The following is a 21,093-nucleotide window of genomic DNA, read 5'->3' on the forward strand; positions in this document are numbered from 1 at the left end:
AAATGCAACCTGTAACCTGCAACCCGTAAGCCGCGGAGCGGCTTACGGCATATATTTAAACTCCAACAAATCCAACTTCAATTTCGGCAGGATAAACAGGGGCAAAAACAGGAACACTACCAATGCCGCGTAATTCTGCCATGAATAGATCATCGGTATACCATTCAAAGCTTGATCCACGTAAATCAAAAAATAGTGACGCATCTGGAAAAGGTTAGAACCGATCTGCGCCAATTCCGGCATCGAACGTACCGGATACGTGAAACCGCAAATAGAGAATGACAACACTCCCCACAAGGCACATACACTCAATGCTATCCGACTGCGCCGACTAATCCCCGTCACGAACAACGCGAAACACTGCGCCGAAAGAATCATCAACACCATCGCCAGAAACATCGGGAAGTAACCGCTATTCAACGGGAAATGAGCGTAACCGTACAGGATAGACAGATACAACATACCCATAATCGTGAAAATAATCGCCTGCGGGAGCAATTTACCCAACAACGCCACGACAATCGAGTTGTTCCCGACACTCAACCACTCCCTCGAAGTCCTCTGCTTAATCTCCTCGCTGATACTATACACCGTGGTAAACATCACGAACATACACAGGAACGCGGGCAACAGGAAATTCGCCAGATAAATGGCGTAACTCAACCACGGGTTATTCAACGGGTGGGTATCCAACACCACCGGCATCAACTTCGCCGTCAACACGGGTTGATTCTCCCCTCGTGCCAACAATAAAGTTTGTTGCACCGCCCCGTTCGCCAGATTCGCCTGCATACGCATATCCTTGTAGAGCAGCGAACCCGCCAAAAAGTAGGTATCATTCGTGTAGAACGACAACACGGGTTCGCTCCCCGTCGAGGCATCCCGCCGGAAGTTCGCCGGGATATAAAATATCCCGTACACATCCCCCCGTTGCAAAGCCTCCCTCGCCTCACTGAAATTCGCCGACCGCATCACCACATCCGTCTGGGCAAAAGCATTCAGCGAACGCACCAACGAACGTGAAGTCGTCGTGTTATCCTCATCCACGACCGCCACGGGCAACTTCTTCGGCAATCCGTCCTTCAACAAATCCATGAAAAACAAAAAACAAAACAGCGGGGCAAAAACCATCACGAACCAGTAAATCCGATGCCCTGCCAGCATCCGAATCTCCCGCTTCATCAGCGCCCCCACCGCCTTTATATTTTCACGCATAGTTCAATTTTAAATTTTTTTTAAAACGCTCATCCCCGGCCTCAGCCCTTCCACCTTCTCCATCGGCACCGCCTTCACCTCAAAGGTCTTTGCGTCATACTGTCCGGTTGTCTTCGTCGCCCGCCAAGCGGCATAAGTTCCCATATTCTTCAAATAAGTCACTTTCAAACGAACCTCTTTATCCCCCAACGCCGGAATATAACCCGTGAACTCGGCACCCATCTTCAAATCTCCGAGCAAATCCTCCCGCACGTTAAACACCACCCACATATCCTCCAAATCCAACACGTTCATCACCGGAGAACCCGTTCCGACCAACTCACCCACTTTCGGGTAGCGTTCCGAAATCTCCCCGTCAATCGGGGATACCAAAAAAGTTTCCTTGATATAGGAACTCACCTCCTCGACTGCCCCTTTCGCCCGGTTTACCTGAGCCTCGGCAGCCATTTTATCTTCTTTCTCCGCCCCGTTTCTAGCCATTTCGTACTGGGCTTTAGCCGCCTGTTCGGTTGCCAGCATAGCTTTATAATTAGCTTCCGCCTCATCCCGTTTCTGGGCGGACATCACCTCACCCTCGTACAACTTTTGCACCCGTTCATACGATTTCCGGGCAACCTCAAGAGCCGCCTGTGCTTTCTTCCAAGTTTGATAAGCCATCGCTTTTTGCTCCTCCCGGGCACCTTTCTGAGCCTTATTACTCATCGCTTGGGCTGCATCCTCCGCCGCCTGTGCCTGACTCAACTTCGCCAACACCTCCGGACTATCCAGAATCGCCACCGTGTCCCCCTTCTTCACCCGGTCGCCCTCGTCCACCAGAAACTTCTCGATTCTCCCCGGCACCTTACCGGAAATCCGAACTTCCGTCGCCTCCGCTTCCCCTTGTATCACCTCCGGCACCGGCTCCCAGAATATAAATCCAAAAATAGCCACTAAAAATACGATAATCACAATCCCCGTGAACATCAATACCTTCCCGCTAACCTTTTTTTCCTCTTTCATAACTTCCTTATATATTATAATCTCTCAATCAAAAATCTAAAATCATAAATCCAAAATTCCATACGCTTTTTCCAAATAAACCTTACACAACCTTGCCTCAATCCTCGTGTCTATCCATTCGGAATTAGCCGTCAGCCATGCCGTCTGTGCTTCCAGCACGTTCAACACGGGAATCGTACCCTCTTTGAAGCCAAGGTTGGCGAACTTCAGATTCTCCTCCGCGCGTTCCAGATTCTTCTCCGCCATTTTCAACTTCTTCGCGACCTCCTTCATCTTAAACTCCGCTTGATTCACCTGCAACTCGATCTGTTCCTTCGCTTCCTCCAACTTGTAATTCATAACATTGGTCTGTGCTTTCGCGTTCCGCAGGCTCTTGCGGGAAGCCCCCCAATGGAAGAGCGGTGCTTTTATTCCCACTCCCACGCTCCACATTCCCTCGAACTTACTACGCACCCCGTCATAAAAAGAAGGCGTACTACTTAAGTAATTTGCCGTCAGTGCCACCGTCGGCAAATACTCTGCAAGCACGATCTTTTCCTTTTTCTTGTATATATCCGAGGCAAATTGCAGGCTCGCCACTTCCGGACGGCGGCTATACACCTGTTCGAGAGATTCCTCCGGCACCATTTCCACTTCCGTTTCGGTCATTTCCTCTTGCAACGCCACGATGGTATCCGTCGGCAAACCGCAAATCTGGTTCAACAACATCCGGGACAAACTCAACCCGTTATCCACCTTCGTCTGCACCATCTCCCCCTCGTTCAACTTCACCCGCACCGAAAGCACGTCCGCTTTCGTCGCCACTCCCGTCGTGTGCATCAATTCAACATCGTTCACGAACTTCTGCAACGTCTGCACGTACTTGTCCGCTAACTTTTTCCGGTTAACCAGCGATATAATCTGCCAGTACGCCTCGTCGGTCGCCAGAATCACGTTCTGCATCTCCTGCGCACGCTTGCTTTTCGCCAATTGCTCGGACAACCCCGCTATCTGGTTATACGCCCTAATCTTTCCGCCCATGTACACCGGCTGCGTCAACCCCACCTGCACGATTCCCAAGTTACGGGCATCCACGGACATCGCCTCCTTCGGCAGAAGGGCGTAATCCTTCGGCACGTACTGCCCGTTCACCATAACCGGTTTTCCGTCCGCCCCGACCATCAACTGATCCGGACGAAACGTGAACTTCCCGTCCGACCCGATAGTCCCCACGGGCAAATGCGCGTCTTCCGACAAAAGATTAATCTCTTTCTGGTTACGCAGGTACACCCCCATAGCATCAATGCCGGGCAAATATTTCGTGAAAGCCTCGGCCTTTTGTGCTTCACTCGCTTTCACCTCCTCGTCTGCAATTTTCAGTTTTTTGTTATTCTCCACCGCCAAGCGTCGGCAATCCTCCAAACTTAACACTTGCTGCGCGTTCGCTGCCAATGTAAAGCACAGAAAAACAACACTCCAACCGATTCCTAATTTACATACTGTAAACTTTTTCATCACCTTATCGTTTTTATTTTCCTTTTTCAATCCTCTCTGTTTTTATACTTTTCGGTATGTTCTTTTATAAAAATCTCACCCCACTTTCACGAGCGAATAAAGCTGCTCGTACTGGTAACGCACGGACGACAAAGCGTAAGCTATATCTTGATGCATGACCACGTAATGAATCAAGCCAATGCTGATATTCAGCAAATTCTTTGCCAAAATAGACGTATCCACGTCATCCCGTATCTCTTTATTTTTCTTCGCCTCCAGAATCACCCCTTCCAACTTCGACATCCACGAGCTTTTCGTGTTACTCACCATCTGTTTGAACTCCGGGTAAAGCGAAATCACCTCCACCATCAACGACAGGCACAAAATCTCCGGGATATCGCTATCAAACCGCTTTGCCCCGTAATTCTCTATCTCCAGCAAATTATGTATCGTCAAATCAATAAACTCCCTCAAGGAATGCACACGCCCAATCTCCTCCGCCCTCCGGCAATTCAACATCCGGTAATACCTCGTGACACCTTCCTTCAATACCTCCTCCTTGTTCAGAAAATGATAATAAAAAGTACCTCTCGTCATCCCCACGGCTCTTTCCAAATCCGTGAGAGTAACCGCCTTGTATCCCTTCTTGAGGAACAACAGGAAAGCGGTCTCGATAATGGTATCCCTCGTTCCGTTCATTTTTTTATCAACATATAATATTGCTCGAACTGCATCCGCATATCGGAAAAGACATACTGCAAATTCGGCTCCTCAAATTCAATATTCAACATACTGCTCGACACCGACATCAAGTTACGCGCCAACACCGAAGTATCCAGCGTTTCCCGAATCTCCCCCTTTTGCTTCGCTTTCAGAATCACGCGCTCCCAGTGTGTCAAACGAGTTTTCGACAACGTGTAAATCCGTTCCCTGAAAGCGGGAAACAACGGCGCCACCTCCAGCACAAGCTGAAAAAACAACACTTCCAGAATGAAACACCCGAAAAACTTCTGCGCCAAATCGGCACCTTCCTCCTTGTTCCGGATTACCAAATCAATATACTCCCGCAACGTCGCCACCCGCTCCGCATCCTCGTCACTCTCCTCCCGCGTGATACTGAAATAACGTTCGATTCCGGCCTCCAGCATCTCCTTCTTATCCTTGAAATAATAATAAAACGCCCCCTTCGTCAACCCTGTCGCCTGCTCCAAATCTTTCAAAGACGTACCTTTATACCCCCGGTTCAAAAACTGGAGTAACGATTTTTTCACTATTTCATCCCGAAGTTCAGCCATAAAACTATTTGTTACTCTTTGCAAAGATAAAGATAAAAATTGAAAGATAACTGTAGTACGTTAAAAGTACAAAAAGTGTTACCAACGGGATATAGCAACTTAAAAGAGAAGAACTCTTTTTTGGGGCGTGTCAATCTAATCCGGTCTTACTCCACGGTTACCTTAAAACGACATTTTTCCGCACCCCCCAAAACGGTTTCAATTATTTCCACACTGATATTTTTATCGGGCAACGAATTTCCGATAATATACAATACACTCTGGCGTGAACATTCGCAATGTGACACGTCTTTTATTTTTCCGCTTACCACTTCCAGACAAACACACGCCGGGTAACCAATTTCATAAACGTGTCCTTCTTCAATTATTTCCGCGAAAAGCCATTCCGTATTCCCGTATCGTTTATACTGTTCGTCTAAACAACAGCCACATTCTTCAAATTGCTTTCTTTGCATTGGCAATACCGTATCCTTGACACAATGTATCGCCTTATCTCTATAATCCAACAATAACCCTATTTAGCATGAAGAGGAGTATAAAGCTCTATTAAATTTTCCTCCGGGTCACGAAAATGAACCACACTCATTCCCCACTCAGGCATATCGGTCGGCTGATTGACAAATTCGATTCCTTTCAATAGAAGCGCCCGATAAGCATCCTCCACGTTTTCCACCTCAAAAGATACCATTGATTTTTCACGATATCCCACGGGCTGTTCTTTATCCGCGTTACCCACCGCCGGAGCCATATCATCAGATACAAATATAGCAAACCCTTCTATCCCATCGGCTACTTTGAACGAAGCATAACCACTCTCCTTGTCCCCCCAAAGAGGTTCAAAACCAAGTTTTTCCGTGTAAAACTTGAAACATTTCTTGTAGTCTTTAACTAACAATCTTACCCCTGCAAATTTCATATCATGTAGTTTCTTGAAATTAGTTTACTCTATTTGACATTCAACATTTAAAATTTCGAACACTCCTTTTCTGTCATCGATAATAAAGTTTCAGGAGCATGTACTGACAAAGATAAGCGTTTATAAGTTTCTTGCAACAATACCCGGGATTTATATTTCCCTCTCCTGCAAAATTAAAAAACTGACATCATACTTGATTAACACTTCCACAAAACCAAGTTCATCAATTCTCCTTACGGCATTTACCGGCATCCTGCAATATTCTTTCCGTCTTCTTCTCCATGTAACAATTCGTGATATGCCAACAATGCTCATCAAGCCAAAACCTGTTCGCCTCACTAGCTCCGGGATTCAAACCGTAATCTATGCAGCCGAAATCCACAAACCAAGTGACATCCCGGAACAACCGGTTCAATTCTTTCGCCGACAAATCATTGTAACAACACTTCACGGTATGAATCTTTTCCGCCCCTTCGACAACCCGCAATTTTTTCAACCTGTTGAAACGGCAGGCGAGCGTGTGCAACTTGAAACAACGGGACAAATTCAATTCCGTCAAGTAATTGCAATCACATTCCAACCCCATCAAACCGGGGCAGCCCGACAAATCCAGTTTACGCAAATTATTACAAGAACATTTAAGGTAATATAAACGCGGGCTATCGCCAAGGTACAATTGCCTCAGACCGCAATCTATACAAAAAAAATGACCTAAATGAACGCAATCCCGAAGCCTGACACTTGTCACGGGGATATGCTCGATAATGAATTCCGATAACTGCTTGGCGGAAACGGTCACCGTGACCACGCGATTAACCCCGCGGTACGAATGTTCACAATAGGGTCTTTTAGGTGTCCGCCAGTAATCCGAATCCTCGATACCCGGCTTGGGTGTGGCGTAACGTTCACTGCTCCCGTCACCCCAATCCACGACACACTCGTCCGCGTACACGTAAAATCTTATTTCCTTGGTTTTTCGCGTGTTGACGACTATCTCGATTTTTTCTTCCTGTTGTTCCATACTTCATTATTTAAGTTAGTAAAAACGGGAGAGGGCAAAACGTCATACCCTTCTCCCTTTACGCGGGTGGTAGTCGCGTATGGCTCCCGCGTTCCTGTATTCTAAGCTTGTCAAGGTATTACCTACCGGTTATTCCCCTCTCTCGTTTTCCAAAATAAGGAAAGGGGAGGAGCTAACTTTCCCCTTTCCGGGCACGGGATCAAGTAGCTGGTTGCAAACATTGTAAGTTCAATGTAAAACCGCACCCATTTCTTTTCTAATTTGTCTACATTGTTGAAAAACAACCTGATGCTAAAATCATCCGGTTATCCAGTATTTATATTCCAGCCGGAACTCAAAAAAAACTCCGGACTGAACAAGTCAACCCGGAACTGTAGTATAACGGCAAAGGGGTTGACTTAATCGTGTGAAGTAGGAACGCCACCACGAAAAAGCAACCCCACGCCGCTATATTATATATCCATAAAGAATATACGAATACAACGACATGAGTGTTGCAATCCCGTTTCCCGTGACTAATCGTCTTGAATCCTACTTCAAGGAAACGCAAATTATAACCTCAACATCGTAAACAGGACATCATCAGCGGCTCTCCGCACAGTCCATAATACAAAGGTAGAAAAAATTTTCATTCTTTTACAACTTTCCGCGCGAAATTATATTCCTGTTCACACGTGAACAGCCTTATACCCAAAAAACAAAGAAGCTGTTTCCACTATCGGAATCACGGTAAAGAGCAGCACGTTTATCTCCACACGACCTGCCAATTAACTGTAATTAACAAGAAGATGACAAGTCTGAAAAAAGTATTATCATATAATCTAAGTTATACTTTCTATATACCAACTCCCATTCATCTCCTATTCAACTCCCATTCAACTCCTATTATAAAGGTAAAAAAATAGGAATTGAATAGGAAATAAATTGAGATTCATTTATTGATAGTATTTAGTAAAACTATCTATTATATTAATTATTAACCTATCTTATACAGCTAATAGAGAGAAACACTACTATTAAATGTCCGTGACACAAGCCATAACCATGAATACCACGAAAACAAAAAACGCCTCCCGCAAAAGCGGAAGACGTCTTATATCTAATTGGGAACAATTCCTTATGCCACAGCCTTTTGGGCATCCATGCGCCGTACCACCCGACCGTAAATAATCAAGGCAATAGCCGACACCAAAGCGATAGCGGCAAAATAATACCATATGTAATGCGCGTTAGCCGCAGCGGCAGCCCATTCTGCCTCGCTGCTGAACAAAGCTCGATCGGGACAATACTTGCTCAAGAGGAATCCCGACAACCCGAACCCGAAAATGGATGACAAAAAGGAATGCAGATGGCTAAAACCGAGGTACATTCCCTCCTCCCCTTTCGGTGCCTGTAACGAGAAATATTCCAGAAAACGGGGTGAAATAAACACTTCCGCCAATCCTTGGAACACGATACCCACTATCATCATAAACGCCACCGGGTGCAGCCCGAGGATTTCCCCGCCTCCCAGCATATTCCCGGACGCCATGCACAAGGCGGAAACGGGCATGATAAACATACCACAGGTCATCGAGAACAAGGCCGATTTCTTCCGCATCAATGAAGTTACCAGATTCACGGTCAACACGACCACCAGCGGGTTCACGTTAGCGTACCAACCGATGGCACTCGCCTCTCCCGCCAAGCGCGTCACGTATTTCGGCATCGTGGCGTACAACTGGTGTTGCACCATCCAGAATCCGGTGATAATCAAGATCAGCACGATCAACCGCCCGTTGGAACACACTTTTACCAAACCCGTCCATATCTGCCGGAAAGTTTTCCCTTCTCCGGCGTGTTTATCACTCTTGTAAAACAAATAAATCGCTATCAAAGCCAGAAAAGTCATCGCCGCCGAGAAATAATTCAACACGATCATTCCCTCGTGCCCCATGGCATCCCGCAAGGGAGTCACCAGCACTTTACCGGAGAACGCCCCGATATTCACCATCCCGTAAAAAATAGCGAACCCGCGGGCACGGTTTTTCTCGTCCGTTTCCTTCGCTACCGTACCGGAGATCACGCTCTTGATAAACGAGCCCCCGATGATAATCAGTATCATAACCGGAATAATCCCGTAACGATAACCGCTTTCCTGCAACCCCGTGAACTTGGTCACGTAGCCGTATTCAACCAACCCCGTCGTGGACAGGAAACTCGGGAACAACCCCAGCCCCAAATACCCCAGCGACAACAGGGCAAACGCCAACAACATTGATTTCCGGAAGCCGATCTTGTCGGCAAGAGCCCCCGAAAATGTCGGCAATAAATACAAACAAGCGGAAAAAACTCCCGCGATCGTGGCAGCCTGAATATCCGTGAAACCCAGCACGTTGCTCAAATACAACGTGATCACGACAAATACCCCGTAATAGGCGGCACGCTCCAGCAACTCTACCGTGTTGGCAACCCAAAACGCTTTACTAAACTTTACTCTCTCTTTCTTTTTTGTTGTCACACTCATACAATTAATTTATTACTAACATTTTCACACGCCTGCAAAAATAATATTTTCTGGTTATCTACCAAATGACTCATGTCAACTTGAATCACTGAATCATGATAAACAAGCGCGGTTGATTCGTTAATTTCAATTGTAAAAGATTTTCACCCCATCCAATTTTTTACCCTTTAAAGCATCGTCCGAATAGACGTGCAGGCTGTGTGCCGTATCGCTCAGACAGGTGATACGATGGATATGATTGTCGAATTTTCCGGCTTCCCCGATGGCGTATAATCCTAAAACATCATTGATTCTCAATTCATCGACTAAACGGATACCCCCTTCACAAGGTTCGAATATCTCGACAAGGAACTCCCCGTCGGCAAAGGTATACCCGGCAAACTGCGGGTGCGAGTGAATGGCGGTACGATTGCCCTTCTTCCACGACATCACGATAGCTTCCCATCCCGTGCGGGCATCCCGTCCGATATAGTCGCGAACATACGTATCATCCGCGAATCGGTCAAATGCAGCCAACGGGTTATTCCTCACGAAATCCAACACGTACGTTTTCACCTGTTCGCCCATTGTTTCGTCTATCGTACCGGAACGCACGATGTCCAGCAATCCGTCCATAAAGTTCTCGTACCCGGCAACCAGACAAGGAGCAGCAGCAAAATCCTCTCGCAAAATATTCTCTTTTTTATCCATAATAAGTAATCGTTTATTTTATCACACGCAAACATACAAGAATTTCCGCTTTCGTTTTTATGCATATATACTTACTTCTCGATGCATAAAACACGTAATATTTTTATAATTCCATGTAATTCACTATCTTCACGCTGAAATTAGAAACAAGATTATGAAGATTATATCTGTTATATTGCTTACGTTATTCGCGTTGCTCTTTTCTTCTTGCGTGAAAGATAAAGACCAAGAGGGTGAAATTGAAAACTATATTGAGGCAGGTGACAAACTGCCGGATTTTACCGTGAAGAACGCTGCCGGAGAAGAATTGAACAGCGAGGAACTGGAAGGACAGGTGACTTTGCTCGTGTTCTTCGTGACCACTTGTTCGGATTGCGAACGGGAATTACCGAAAATCGAGGAAGTATGGAAAAAATTGAAAGAGAACCCCGATTTCAGGCTTGTCGCTGTTTCCAGAGAAGAAACCGTTTCTACGGTCAACAAATACTGGGAAAAGGAAAAATTCACGATGCCATTCTTCCTCGACCCCAAGCGGGAAGTTTTCTCGCTTTTCGCCAATAGCACGATCCCCCGCCTCTACTTGTCGAACCGGGAAAACATCGTAACTTGGATGGCAATTGAAGAAATGGAGTTAACCACAGAACAATTGATCGAAAAAATCAATGCGATTATAAAAGAATGAGAGCCAATGGCTCTCATTCTTTTATAATCGCATGAAAGCGTCAATCTCCCGGAACTGATCGGAAGAAAAATCACCCAACAGGTACTTGGCGAAATGGAACCACATTTTCCGTTGGTAAAATTCTTGCGGCATCCCAGAGAAACCGTGACTCTGACCGGGTAATATCACCAAATCGAAATTTTTTCCGGCACGTAAAAGGGCATCAGCCATGCGAAGGGTGTTCGCCGGATGCACGTTATTATCCGCGTCACCCGTTACCAGCATCAAATAACCTTTCAGATTTTTCGCCAACTCGATATTCGTGGGAATACGGGTTTCAAATTTCACTTTCTCCACCGTGGTCGTGGTATCCTTTCCCGTCACGGAATCTTTCACGGTCTTTTTCTCGAACGATTTGATTTCCCTTATCCCGTGATGTGTTTCCCCCCACCACTGGTTGTATATATTATTATCGTGGTTCCCCGCGGAAGAAACTGCCGCCGTGTAAAAATCCGGATAGGTACATATTGCCGCCGTGGACATAAATCCGCCGCCGGAATGACCGAAGATACCCACTTTCGTTTTGTCGATGAAAGAGAATCTATCCGCCAATTGCTCGATCCCGAATTTATCATCCGCCAAAGGATAATCGCGAAGATTGTTATAACCAAAGGTATGATACCACTTGTCCCGTAGCGGGCTGCCACCCCGGTGCCCGAAAGTCACCACGATAAAACCTACTTGCGACAACGCGGTATTATAAGCCGATTTCACGCTAAATTTCAAGGGAATAGCTTCCGTCTGGGGACCCGGGTAAACATACGAAATGATAGGATACATCTTCGTGGAATCGAAATCCGCCGGTTTCCACATGTAACCGTACAGATCGGTTACCCCGTCCGCCGCCTTGATTGTAAACGGTTCCGGCATCCGCCATCCCGTCTCGTAAAGAGCCGTTAAATCGGGCGAAGCCAAATCGAGAATCTTCTTTCCCTTGTTATCCCTCAGTACGCTCGCGGGTTCCAGATCGACACGGGAGTAATTATCCACGAAATAGCGTCCCGACTCGGAGAAAGCCGCCTCGTGAGTCGCCTGCTCCGGCGTCAATATCTCCACCTGACCGTTCCCGTCCAAACGAGCCTTGTTTATCCGGGCGAAATAAGGACATTCCCCTTTCACCTGACCGTATCCCTCGAAATAAATGGTACGCCCGACGGTATCTATCTTAACCATCTTCCCGGAAGTCCATGCGCCGGAAGATATCGCGTTCTTCAAATTACCCTCCCCGTCGTAAAGATAGAAATGACCGTGCCCGGTACGCTCCGACCACCAGATAATATCTTTCCCGTCATTCAATAATGACAAATGGAAGAATTCATTATTGAAATAAGGCTTGCTAATCTCGTTAAACAACACCTTAACCTCTCCCGTTTCAGGGTTTACCCGACAGAAGTCGATCTCGTCACACGTTCTTTTCTTCCGCAAGAAATAAAGACTCTCCACTTTCTTCCCGGGAGTGAACAAACGAATAGTCTGATCTTTCCATTTCTCCACGGGGACTTTGATCTCTTTCTTGTTCAGGGTATCGAAAAGATAAAGTTCTTCCTGTTGCACGTTCTCGTCACCCGCCATCACGTATTGGTACTCGTTGAGCGCGGGACGCTGGCTCAGGGAATTGACGATAAACAAGGATTTAATCTTCCTGCGGTCAGTACGGCGCACGTAGAAACGTTCGGAATTTTCGAACCAAGTTACACGTGCCGACTTTCTTGACGTAGAAGTATCCGAATCCGAAACGGCATACGAGTACTTCAACTCCCCGTCGGTAGTCAATTGTGTTTCAACCGAATCTTTCACGCGCAACATGTACAAATTATGTCCCTTGGCATACACGATATAGGTACTATCCGGAGAATACGCCCCGAACAATCCTGTTCTTTTCGGTTTAGCGGGTGGAGTCGGCTTCTTCCGGGCGGAATCAATTTTGACAAGTTGCTTCGTGTAAATATTGTACTCGAAACGGAACGTGTCAACCATGAATTTCATCGTCTTCTGATCTTCCTTGAAAGAAATGCCCGTGATCGGGAGTTCGCTTTTGTTCACGGGTTTATGAGTCACTTTACTGATCTCTGCCGCCATAAAATCCCGGTCGAACATCTCCCGTTGTGATTTTGCCTTGGGGTCCACGAAGAAATAGCGTGTCCCGTCCGCCTTCCGGTACGAGTACCAGAATTTGTCACTCTTTTTCAAATAATTCGGATAGACAACCGTCGAACCGGTCAGATTCTTCGCGTCCATCTTCATAAACCTCTCTGCCTGCTTGAAATTCGCCTTCTGACACACACCGGTCAAAACAAGAAAACAAAGCAATGCACTCGTGAAAAACTTTATCATCATTCGTATTATTAAAATATTGATATACTCATATTACAACTTCACCACACGAATTTAGCGATATCTCGTGATAGAACGATTGCACGTCCAAATCTTAATAAATATTTAACACATTTAGAAACTTTAATATAAGCAACTTCTACACAAACGTTTGTATATGTTGTAAAATATATAATTTCTTTCCCCGAATCATTTATTTATCTCTACTTTTGTGATGCGAATTTTTCATTAATACACCGAGGAATAATGGAAGTATACCCGATAAGCAAAGAAACGGAACAAACCTTCAAGGAAATCAGCCGCCGTATTTTCCGCCTGCAAAACGGAAGAAGCCTCGACAGTATGGAGAACGTGGGGGCTGACACCCGAGGACAAATCGGGGCTAGTTATCTCTCTTTAAAAAATTTGGCCACCCGTTACCCTAAAGAACAAAAATTGGCACAACTCTTGTGGGGTACAGGAAGACGGGAAGAACAAATCGTCGCGTGCTTTTTGTTCCCCGTCGAGGATTTGATTACTGAAAAAATTACACAATTGTTAGAGCATTGTCATAGCTTCGAGATCGCCGAATATTTCGGGACGCTGGTGCTTGCAAAAGGTAAAGATTTGAAAAGCCGGGTAGACGGATACCTGCAATCCGACTCTCCTTTCCTGCAAAGCGCAGCACTGACCGCTATCGGGCGAAACCGGATAGACAATAAATTAAATCCCGTATTTACCGACAGTTACATACAGGAGATCGACCCGAACAAATTCATCGACCCTCACGTACAAATGGTATACAACAGGATAAATACAGTACGACACAGGGACGGATAAGATGAGGTGTTAATTATATATAAAGACTCGCTGGAGTGGGAATCTTGATTGTTTTTATAAAAATGTTTCCTATTTTTGTGGTCTGATTACAGAAAAAAAGAATTAATTAATTTACAAACATAAATTTATTGCCATGGCAAAATTAGATTTAAGCATTTATGGAATTACAGGGGTAAAAGAAATCTTACACAACCCCTCGTACGAAGAATTATACAAGGCTGAAACAGACCCTACTTTGGAAGGGTACGAAAAAGGATATGTAACCGAACTCGGAGCCGTGAACGTGATGACCGGTATCTATACCGGACGTTCTCCCAAAGATAAATTCTTTGTGATGAATGAAGCCAGCGCAGACTCCGTGTGGTGGACGACTGACGAATACAAGAACGACAACAAACCCTGCTCGGAAGAAGCATGGGCTGACCTGAAAGCAAAAGCCGTGAAAGAATTGTCCAACAAGAAATTGTACGTGGTGGATACGTTCTGCGGGGCTAACGAAGGTACTCGTCTGAAAGTGCGTTTCATCATGGAAGTTGCATGGCAGGCTCACTTTGTAAAGAACATGTTCATTCGCCCGACAGAGGAGGAATTGGCAAACTACGGTGAACCCGATTTCGTTTCTTTCAATGCCGCTAAAGCAAAAGTGGATAACTTCAAAGAATTAGGATTAAATTCGGAAACCGCTACCGTTTTCAACTTAAAGACCAAAGAACAAGTTATCTTGAACACTTGGTACGGTGGTGAAATGAAGAAAGGTATCTTCTCTATCATGAACTACTTGAACCCGTTGCGCGGCATCGCTTCCATGCACTGCTCCGCCAACACGGATATGAACGGTAAGAATACCGCTATCTTCTTCGGTTTGTCCGGTACGGGTAAAACTACCTTGTCTACCGACCCGAAACGTCTTTTGATCGGTGACGACGAGCACGGATGGGACGACGAAGGCGTGTTCAACTACGAAGGCGGATGCTACGCCAAGGTTATCAACCTGAGCAAAGAGGCTGAACCGGATATCTACAACGCTATCAAACGTGACGCATTGCTGGAGAACGTAACGGCAGACGCTAACGGGAAGATTGACTTCAACGACAAATCGGTTACTGAAAACACCCGTGTTTCTTACCCGATCTATCATATCAAGAATATCGTGAAACCGGTATCCAAGGGCCCGGCTGCAAAACAAGTTATTTTCTTGTCTGCTGACGCGTTCGGAGTATTACCCCCGGTATCTATCTTAACCCCGGAACAAACGAAATATTATTTCTTGTCCGGATTCACAGCTAAGTTGGCAGGTACGGAACGCGGTATTACCGAACCGACCCCGACCTTCTCCGCTTGCTTCGGTGCAGCATTCTTGTCATTGCACCCGACCAAATACGCGGAAGAGCTGGTGAAGAAGATGGAAAAAGAAGGAGCGAAAGCCTATTTGGTAAACACCGGATGGAACGGAACCGGAAAACGTATCTCTATCAAAGATACCCGCGGTATCATCGACGCTATCCTCGACGGTTCTATCGACAAAGCCCCGACCAAGGACATCCCGTACTTCAACTTCCAAGTTCCGACCGCATTGCCGGGAGTTGACCCGAAAATCCTTGATCCTCGCGACACGTATAGCAACGCCAGCGAATGGGAAACAAAAGCAAAAGACTTGTCTGAACGCTTTATCAAGAACTTCAAGAAGTTCGAAGGCAACGAAGCCGGAAAAGCATTGGTTGCAGCAGGTCCGAAATTATAATTATCAGGATTAGAACAATAAAAAAGCACTTCCCGCAAGAAGTGCTTTTTTATTGTTCTAATCTATAAATAAGGCTATCCCATATATCCCTTCATGATACCCCGTTTGCTATTCCGCACGAACATGATGATTTCATCACGCTCTTTTGATGCCGGCATTTCTGCCTCAATCCGTTCGATAGCGTCTGTATTATTCAGACCGGACTGGAAAAGAATCCGATAGATGTCTTGAATCTCATTGATTTTCTCGTTGGAGAACTCGCGGCGACGTAACCCGATAGAGTTTACACCGGCATAAGACAATGGTACTCTTCCGGCTTTCACGTACGGGGGCACATCTTTTCCGATCAATGAGCCACCGGAAATCATCACGTGACGTCCGATATGCACGAATTGATGCACGGCACTCATTCCGCCCAGAATAGCGAAATCGTCCATTTCAACCTCTCCGGCCAACTGGCAGGCATTCGTTACAATACAATTATTTCCAATTCGACAATCGTGCGCCACATGCGCGTAAGCCATTATCAAACAATTATTACCAATTTGGGTAATGCCCTTCGCGGCAGTACCTCTATTTACAGTAACACATTCACGTATGGTTGTGTTATCTCCAATAACGACAATTGATTTTTCCCCTCTAAACTTCAAGTCTTGGGGAATAGCGGAAATAACAGCACCCGGAAATATCTTGCAATTCTTCCCGATATGTGCCCCTTCCAGAATAGTAACATTCGAGCCAATCCTTGTTCCTTCCTCGATGATAACATTTTTGTCGATTGTCACGAACGGATCAATCACCACGTTATCAGCAATTTGTGCTTCAGGATGAACATAAGCTAACGGTTGTTTCATTCGTTTTTTATTTAATAGTATATATTATTTTCATTTTAGCGGGTGCAAGTTTACTAATCCTTCTTGGTTTTTGCAACTTGCGCCATAAATTCTCCTACTTCACAAACTAAATTTTTACCAACGAAAGCATATCCCCTCATCGTCACGATACCGCGCCGTATGGGAGCAATCTTGACTAATTTGAACACTAAAGTATCTCCCGGAACTACTTTACGACGGAATTTAATTCCATCAATTTTTACGAAATAAGTGGAATAATTCTCCGGGTCTTCCACTTGATTCAATACAAGGATACCTCCACATTGTGCCATGGCTTCCACGATCAGCACGCCCGGCATAACAGGTTCTTCCGGGAAGTGTCCCACGAAGAAAGGTTCGTTCATGGTCACGTTCTTGCAACCGATCACGATATCATCCGTTACCTCGTAAATCTTGTCCACCAACAAGAAAGGAGGACGGTGAGGCAACAAAGCACGTACTTTGTTCACATCCATCATAGGCTCGGAATCCGTATCCACATCCGGACGAACATCCTCGCGTTCCGCTTGTGCTATCGCTTTATACATTTTCCGAGCCATCGTCGTGTTTGCCTTATGTCCCGGTCTTTCAGCTATAACGCGTCCTTTGATAAAACGTCCGCATAATGCCAAATCCCCGATGACATCCAATAATTTATGACGAGCCGGCTCGTTATCGAAATACAAGGTCAAGTTATTCAACACTCCTTGTTTTACCTCTATGGAATCATGATTGAATAATTTCGCCAAATGATCTACCTCTGACTGAGAGATTTCCCGGTCTACAATCACGATAGCGTTATCCAAATCTCCTCCCTTTATCAAGTTATGTTTTAACAACATCTCCAATTCCCGCAAAAACACGAAAGTACGGCAAGGAGCTATCTCCTTGGCAAAATCCGTCGTCTTGTCGGAATAGGCCGCGTATTGCATCTGTAAATAAGGAGAATCGTAAGCCACCACCAGATTCACGTTATAATCCGTATCCGGTAACAAGGTCAATTTGGTTTGCCCGTCTTCACTGCAATATTCCATTTGTTCCTTCACCACGAAATATCTCCGTTCTGCCGATTGTTCCTCGATTCCGGTTTTTTCAATGGCTTCCACGAAATATTTTGAACTCCCGTCCAGTATCGGGAATTCCTCCCCGTTCAACTCGATCAGGCAATTATCAATACCACAACCGTAAAGAGCAGCCATGGCATGTTCCATCGTGAACACGCAAATCCCGTCTTTTTCCAGACAGCTGGCACGATCCATCAATTTAATATATTCAGCCAAAGCGGGAATTTCAGGGGCTCCTTCCAAATCTACCCGATGTATTTTGTACCCAAAGTTCTCTTCCGCCGGCTTAAAAGTAGCCGTTACCATTTTACCGGTATGCAAGCCTTTTCCGCTCAAAGAGAATTCACTCTTCAAAGTTCTTTGCTTTACTGACATTTCTATTTTGACTTTAAATTTGCAACTTCTTTCTCTAAATCTCTCAATAGCCCGTACATTTCCGGCAATTTCCGGAACATCACGTAGCATTTCTGATATTTCGGGTAATCAAAAGCAGGCGAACCGCGCAACACGGATTTCTCCGGGATATTGGAAGTGATACCGCTCTGCGCCGCGATTTGAGTACCCGCCCCGATTGTCAAGTGACCGACAAGTCCCACTTGTCCGCCGAACACGCAATTCTCTCCGACCTTCGTTGTCCCGGCAATTCCCGTCTGGGCGGCAATAACCGTGTTACCTCCCACGACAACATTATGCGCGATCTGTACCAGATTATCCAGTTTCACGCCTTTATGAATAAGCGTAGACCCCATCGTAGCCCTATCTATACAAGTATTGGCACCAATCTCTACGTTATCCTCGACCACCACGTTTCCGATTTGCGGAACCTTTTTATAATGATCGCCTTCCGGGGCAAAACCGAATCCATCAGCACCCAGAACCACTCCCGCGTGCAGGATACATGATTTCCCGACAACACAACCGGAGTAGATTTTCACCCCGGCATAGATAATTGTATCGTCACCGACGGTCACCCCGTCACCGATATAAGTCTGCGGGTATATTTTAACGTTATTACCTATTTTCGCACCTTTTCCTATATAAGCAAATGCCCCGATATAAGGCTTTTCTCCTATCGTGGCACTTTCACTAACATAAGACGGTTGTTCTATCCCCTGTGGTTTCGGGCGCATATCCTCGTACATCTGCAACAAGGTCGCGATTGCATCATAAGCAGACTCTACACGAATTAATGTACAGGCGTACTCATGGGCAGGTTCAAAAGTCTTGTTTACCAGAACGACTGAAGCCTGTGTCGTGTAGACATAGTGCTCGTATTTGGGATTGGCAAGAAAAGCCAGCGTACCGGGTTTTCCTTCCTCTATCTTGGAAACGTTATTCACAATAACTTCCGGATCTCCATCCACAACCCCGCCAAGCAGAGCTGCTATATCCTTTGCTTTAAACTCCATAATTCACAAAATTTCGGCAAACTTACAAATTTTATTTGGAACAACAGACGGAATGTGACAAATATGTTTCACTTTTTCAACCATTTTCTTCCGTAAGCCGCTAATCTACTGCATTCTTCCGGAATCCGCTCGTTTTACGCGACGAATAGCTATTTTTCTTTAGATTTTTCAGCGAACCCTTTGGAATAAAAAGAATTAATTGTATCTTTGCAAGCGGTTATTAACACTGAGGGGGCGAGACGTCCCCTCTTCTGTTATCTTAAACTAAAGGATTGAATGAAAAGCACAAAGGAAATAAAAGAAATTATCAAATCCATTCTGGAAGGAAGCGAATTGTTTCTGGTGGATGTATCCATATCCGCGGATAATTCGCTCGAGGTCTACATCGATTCGTTGACAGGTGTCAACGTGGGCAAGTGTAGAGAGGTTTGCAAAAAATTGGATGCCCAACTCGACCGGGAGACCGAAGATTTCGCCATAACCGTTGCAAGTGCCGGAATCGGTTACCCGTTCAAAGTAGCACAGCAATACGAGAAGAACCTGAACAAAGAAGTTGAGGCAAAGCTGCTAACGGGTGAAAAAATACAAGGCATATTAAAATCTTATTCAGACGAAGGCATCGTACTTGAATGTGAAGAGAAAGTTGCGGTTGAAGGGAAAAAGAAAAAGAGCCTTGTAAAAATAGATAAGAGCATTCAGTTCAAAGACATAAAGGAGGTAAAAGACATTGTTATTTTCTAAAACACACGAGATAAAATGGAAAACATTAATTTGATTGATTCATTTGCAGAATTTAAAGAGCTAAAAAATATTGACAGAGCTACCTTGATGAGAGTGTTGGAAGACATTTTCAGAAATATGCTCATCAAGCGATATGAGACGGACGAAAATTTTGATATCATTATCAATATAGACAAAGGGGACTTGGAGATTTGGAGAAATCGCGTCGTGGTCGAAGACGAAGAATTCGAGAACCCGAACACACAGATATCATTGACCGAAGCGAAAAAAATAGACACGGATTACGAAGTGGGAGAAGAAGTAACCGACGAGGTGAAATTCAAAGACTTCGGACGCCGTTCGGTTTTGGCATTAAGGCAAAACCTTTCTGCCCGCATCCTCGAGTTGGAGAAAGACCACATCTTCACGAAATACAAAGAGAAAGTGGGACAAATCGTGACCGGGGAAGTTTATCAAGTATGGAAAAAAGAGATTCTGGTACTGGACGATGAGGGCAACGAATTGATATTACCCAAACAAGAACAAATCCCGAGTGATTTCTTCAAGAAAGGTGACACCATTCGTGCCGTGGTAATCCGGGTGGAGATGAAAAACGCTTCTCCTTACATCATTCTTTCCAGAACATCACCCGTGTTCCTTGAAAGATTATTCGAGAACGAAGTACCGGAAATATTCGACGGTCTGATCACCATTAAAAACGTGGTCCGGGTGCCGGGCGAACGTGCAAAAGTGGCCGTAGAGTCTTATGACGACCGTATCGACCCCGTTGGAGCCTGCGTGGGAATGAAAGGATCACGTATCCACGGAATCGTCCGGGAATTGAGAAACGAGAATATCGACGTGATCAATTACACGAATAATATACAACTTTATATAACCCGTTCTTTGAACCCCGCCAAGATCAACAAAATTGAACTTGACGAAAGCAATAAAAGAGCAAACGTATACCTTAATCCGGAAGAAGTATCACTGGCAATCGGTAAAGGCGGTTTGAACATCAAACTGGCAAGCCAACTCACGGGATACGAGATCGACGTGTACCGCGAATTAGAGAAAGAGGAAGAAGAAGACGTGAAGCTGGAAGAATTCTCGGATGAAATAGAACCGTGGATCATTGCAGAACTGAATCGCGTAGGTTGTGATACAGCCAAGAGCGTACTGGAATTAAGTGAGTCGGAATTAGAGAGCAGGACTGATCTTGAGATAGAAACCATCAGGGATGTTCTCAGAATTTTAAGAGCTGAATTTGAATAAGGACGCTCAAGATTATGAATGCT

At 45.4% G+C, this 21,093-nt stretch carries 19 protein-coding genes; 5 read left to right on the forward strand and 14 right to left on the reverse strand.

The annotated features are described in order from the left end of the window. Positions 1–42: 42 nt before the first annotated feature. From H8S64_RS01430 to H8S64_RS01475, 10 genes are all read right to left on the reverse strand, one after another. A complete protein-coding gene (locus H8S64_RS01430; RefSeq protein WP_186974656.1) occupies positions 43–1,215 on the reverse strand; it encodes an ABC transporter permease in 1,173 nt (390 codons plus the stop codon). A gap of 9 nt (positions 1,216–1,224) precedes the next feature. Next, complete coding sequence (locus tag H8S64_RS01435; protein WP_186974657.1) at positions 1,225–2,214, reverse strand: HlyD family secretion protein; 990 nt, start codon at positions 2,212–2,214, stop codon at positions 1,225–1,227. A gap of 42 nt (positions 2,215–2,256) precedes the next feature. Further along, on the reverse strand, positions 2,257–3,708 hold the full coding sequence (locus H8S64_RS01440; RefSeq protein ID WP_186974658.1) for a TolC family protein: 1,452 nt from the start codon (positions 3,706–3,708) through the stop codon (positions 2,257–2,259). Between the two features lie 75 nt (positions 3,709–3,783). After that, entirely contained in the window at positions 3,784–4,386 is a 603-nt protein-coding gene (locus H8S64_RS01445; protein ID WP_186974659.1) for a TetR/AcrR family transcriptional regulator, read from the reverse strand. Beyond that, positions 4,383–4,982, reverse strand: coding sequence for a TetR/AcrR family transcriptional regulator (locus tag H8S64_RS01450; RefSeq protein ID WP_186974660.1), 600 nt, complete (start codon positions 4,980–4,982; stop codon positions 4,383–4,385). Before H8S64_RS01450 ends, H8S64_RS01445 begins: the two co-directional genes overlap by 4 nt. A gap of 146 nt (positions 4,983–5,128) precedes the next feature. Further along, on the reverse strand, positions 5,129–5,488 hold the full coding sequence (locus tag H8S64_RS01455; protein WP_186974661.1) for a hypothetical protein: 360 nt from the start codon (positions 5,486–5,488) through the stop codon (positions 5,129–5,131). A gap of 8 nt (positions 5,489–5,496) precedes the next feature. Next, positions 5,497–5,898, reverse strand: a complete 402-nt coding sequence (locus H8S64_RS01460) for a VOC family protein (protein ID WP_186974662.1) — start codon at positions 5,896–5,898, stop codon at positions 5,497–5,499. Between the two features lie 223 nt (positions 5,899–6,121). Further along, positions 6,122–6,919, reverse strand: a complete 798-nt coding sequence (locus H8S64_RS01465) for a leucine-rich repeat domain-containing protein (RefSeq protein WP_186974663.1) — start codon at positions 6,917–6,919, stop codon at positions 6,122–6,124. A gap of 1,117 nt (positions 6,920–8,036) precedes the next feature. Further along, positions 8,037–9,419, reverse strand: a complete 1,383-nt coding sequence (locus H8S64_RS01470; protein WP_186974984.1) for an MFS transporter — start codon at positions 9,417–9,419, stop codon at positions 8,037–8,039. Positions 9,420–9,551: 132 nt separating this feature from the next. Beyond that, complete coding sequence (locus H8S64_RS01475; RefSeq protein WP_186974664.1) at positions 9,552–10,115, reverse strand: cupin domain-containing protein; 564 nt, start codon at positions 10,113–10,115, stop codon at positions 9,552–9,554. A gap of 154 nt (positions 10,116–10,269) precedes the next feature. Between H8S64_RS01475 and H8S64_RS01480 the strand changes: the two genes are divergently transcribed. Continuing rightward, the gene (locus H8S64_RS01480; protein WP_255469377.1) at positions 10,270–10,797 is read left to right on the forward strand and encodes a TlpA family protein disulfide reductase; all 528 of its coding nucleotides are present in this window, start codon (positions 10,270–10,272) and stop codon (positions 10,795–10,797) included. Positions 10,798–10,818: 21 nt separating this feature from the next. Here the strand turns inward: H8S64_RS01480 and H8S64_RS01485 are convergent, their stop codons facing one another. Further along, positions 10,819–13,170, reverse strand: coding sequence for a S9 family peptidase (locus tag H8S64_RS01485; protein ID WP_186974986.1), 2,352 nt, complete (start codon positions 13,168–13,170; stop codon positions 10,819–10,821). A gap of 246 nt (positions 13,171–13,416) precedes the next feature. Here H8S64_RS01485 and H8S64_RS01490 point away from each other — a divergent pair, with 246 nt between their 5' ends. Further along, complete coding sequence (locus H8S64_RS01490) at positions 13,417–13,989, forward strand: DNA alkylation repair protein (RefSeq protein ID WP_099291069.1); 573 nt, start codon at positions 13,417–13,419, stop codon at positions 13,987–13,989. A gap of 133 nt (positions 13,990–14,122) precedes the next feature. Beyond that, entirely contained in the window at positions 14,123–15,730 is a 1,608-nt protein-coding gene (pckA, locus tag H8S64_RS01495; protein WP_186974665.1) for a phosphoenolpyruvate carboxykinase (ATP), read from the forward strand. Positions 15,731–15,804: 74 nt separating this feature from the next. Here the strand turns inward: pckA and lpxA are convergent, their stop codons facing one another. Genes lpxA through lpxD form a run of 3 tightly spaced genes read right to left on the reverse strand, consistent with a single transcriptional unit; the run spans position 15,805 to position 19,075 of the window. Next, complete coding sequence (lpxA, locus tag H8S64_RS01500; protein ID WP_099291071.1) at positions 15,805–16,584, reverse strand: acyl-ACP--UDP-N-acetylglucosamine O-acyltransferase; 780 nt, start codon at positions 16,582–16,584, stop codon at positions 15,805–15,807. A 53-nt stretch (positions 16,585–16,637) separates the two neighbouring features. After that, positions 16,638–18,041 carry a bifunctional UDP-3-O-[3-hydroxymyristoyl] N-acetylglucosamine deacetylase/3-hydroxyacyl-ACP dehydratase gene (locus H8S64_RS01505; RefSeq protein ID WP_186974666.1) on the reverse strand — a complete coding sequence of 468 codons (1,404 nt, stop codon included), beginning with the start codon at positions 18,039–18,041 and terminating at the stop codon, positions 16,638–16,640. 2 nt (positions 18,042–18,043) lie between these two features. Then, a complete protein-coding gene (lpxD, locus tag H8S64_RS01510) occupies positions 18,044–19,075 on the reverse strand; it encodes a UDP-3-O-(3-hydroxymyristoyl)glucosamine N-acyltransferase (protein ID WP_186974667.1) in 1,032 nt (343 codons plus the stop codon). 276 nt (positions 19,076–19,351) lie between these two features. Here lpxD and rimP point away from each other — a divergent pair, with 276 nt between their 5' ends. Both rimP and nusA read left to right on the forward strand, forming a co-directional pair. Beyond that, a complete protein-coding gene (rimP, locus tag H8S64_RS01515; RefSeq protein ID WP_099291074.1) occupies positions 19,352–19,816 on the forward strand; it encodes a ribosome assembly cofactor RimP in 465 nt (154 codons plus the stop codon). A gap of 15 nt (positions 19,817–19,831) precedes the next feature. Beyond that, complete coding sequence (gene nusA / locus H8S64_RS01520) at positions 19,832–21,070, forward strand: transcription termination factor NusA (RefSeq protein ID WP_099291075.1); 1,239 nt, start codon at positions 19,832–19,834, stop codon at positions 21,068–21,070. Positions 21,071–21,093: the final 23 nt, after the last annotated feature.

The sequence above is a fragment of the Butyricimonas hominis genome (genome assembly GCF_014287455.1).
GTDB lineage: Bacteria > Bacteroidota > Bacteroidia > Bacteroidales > Marinifilaceae > Butyricimonas > Butyricimonas muris.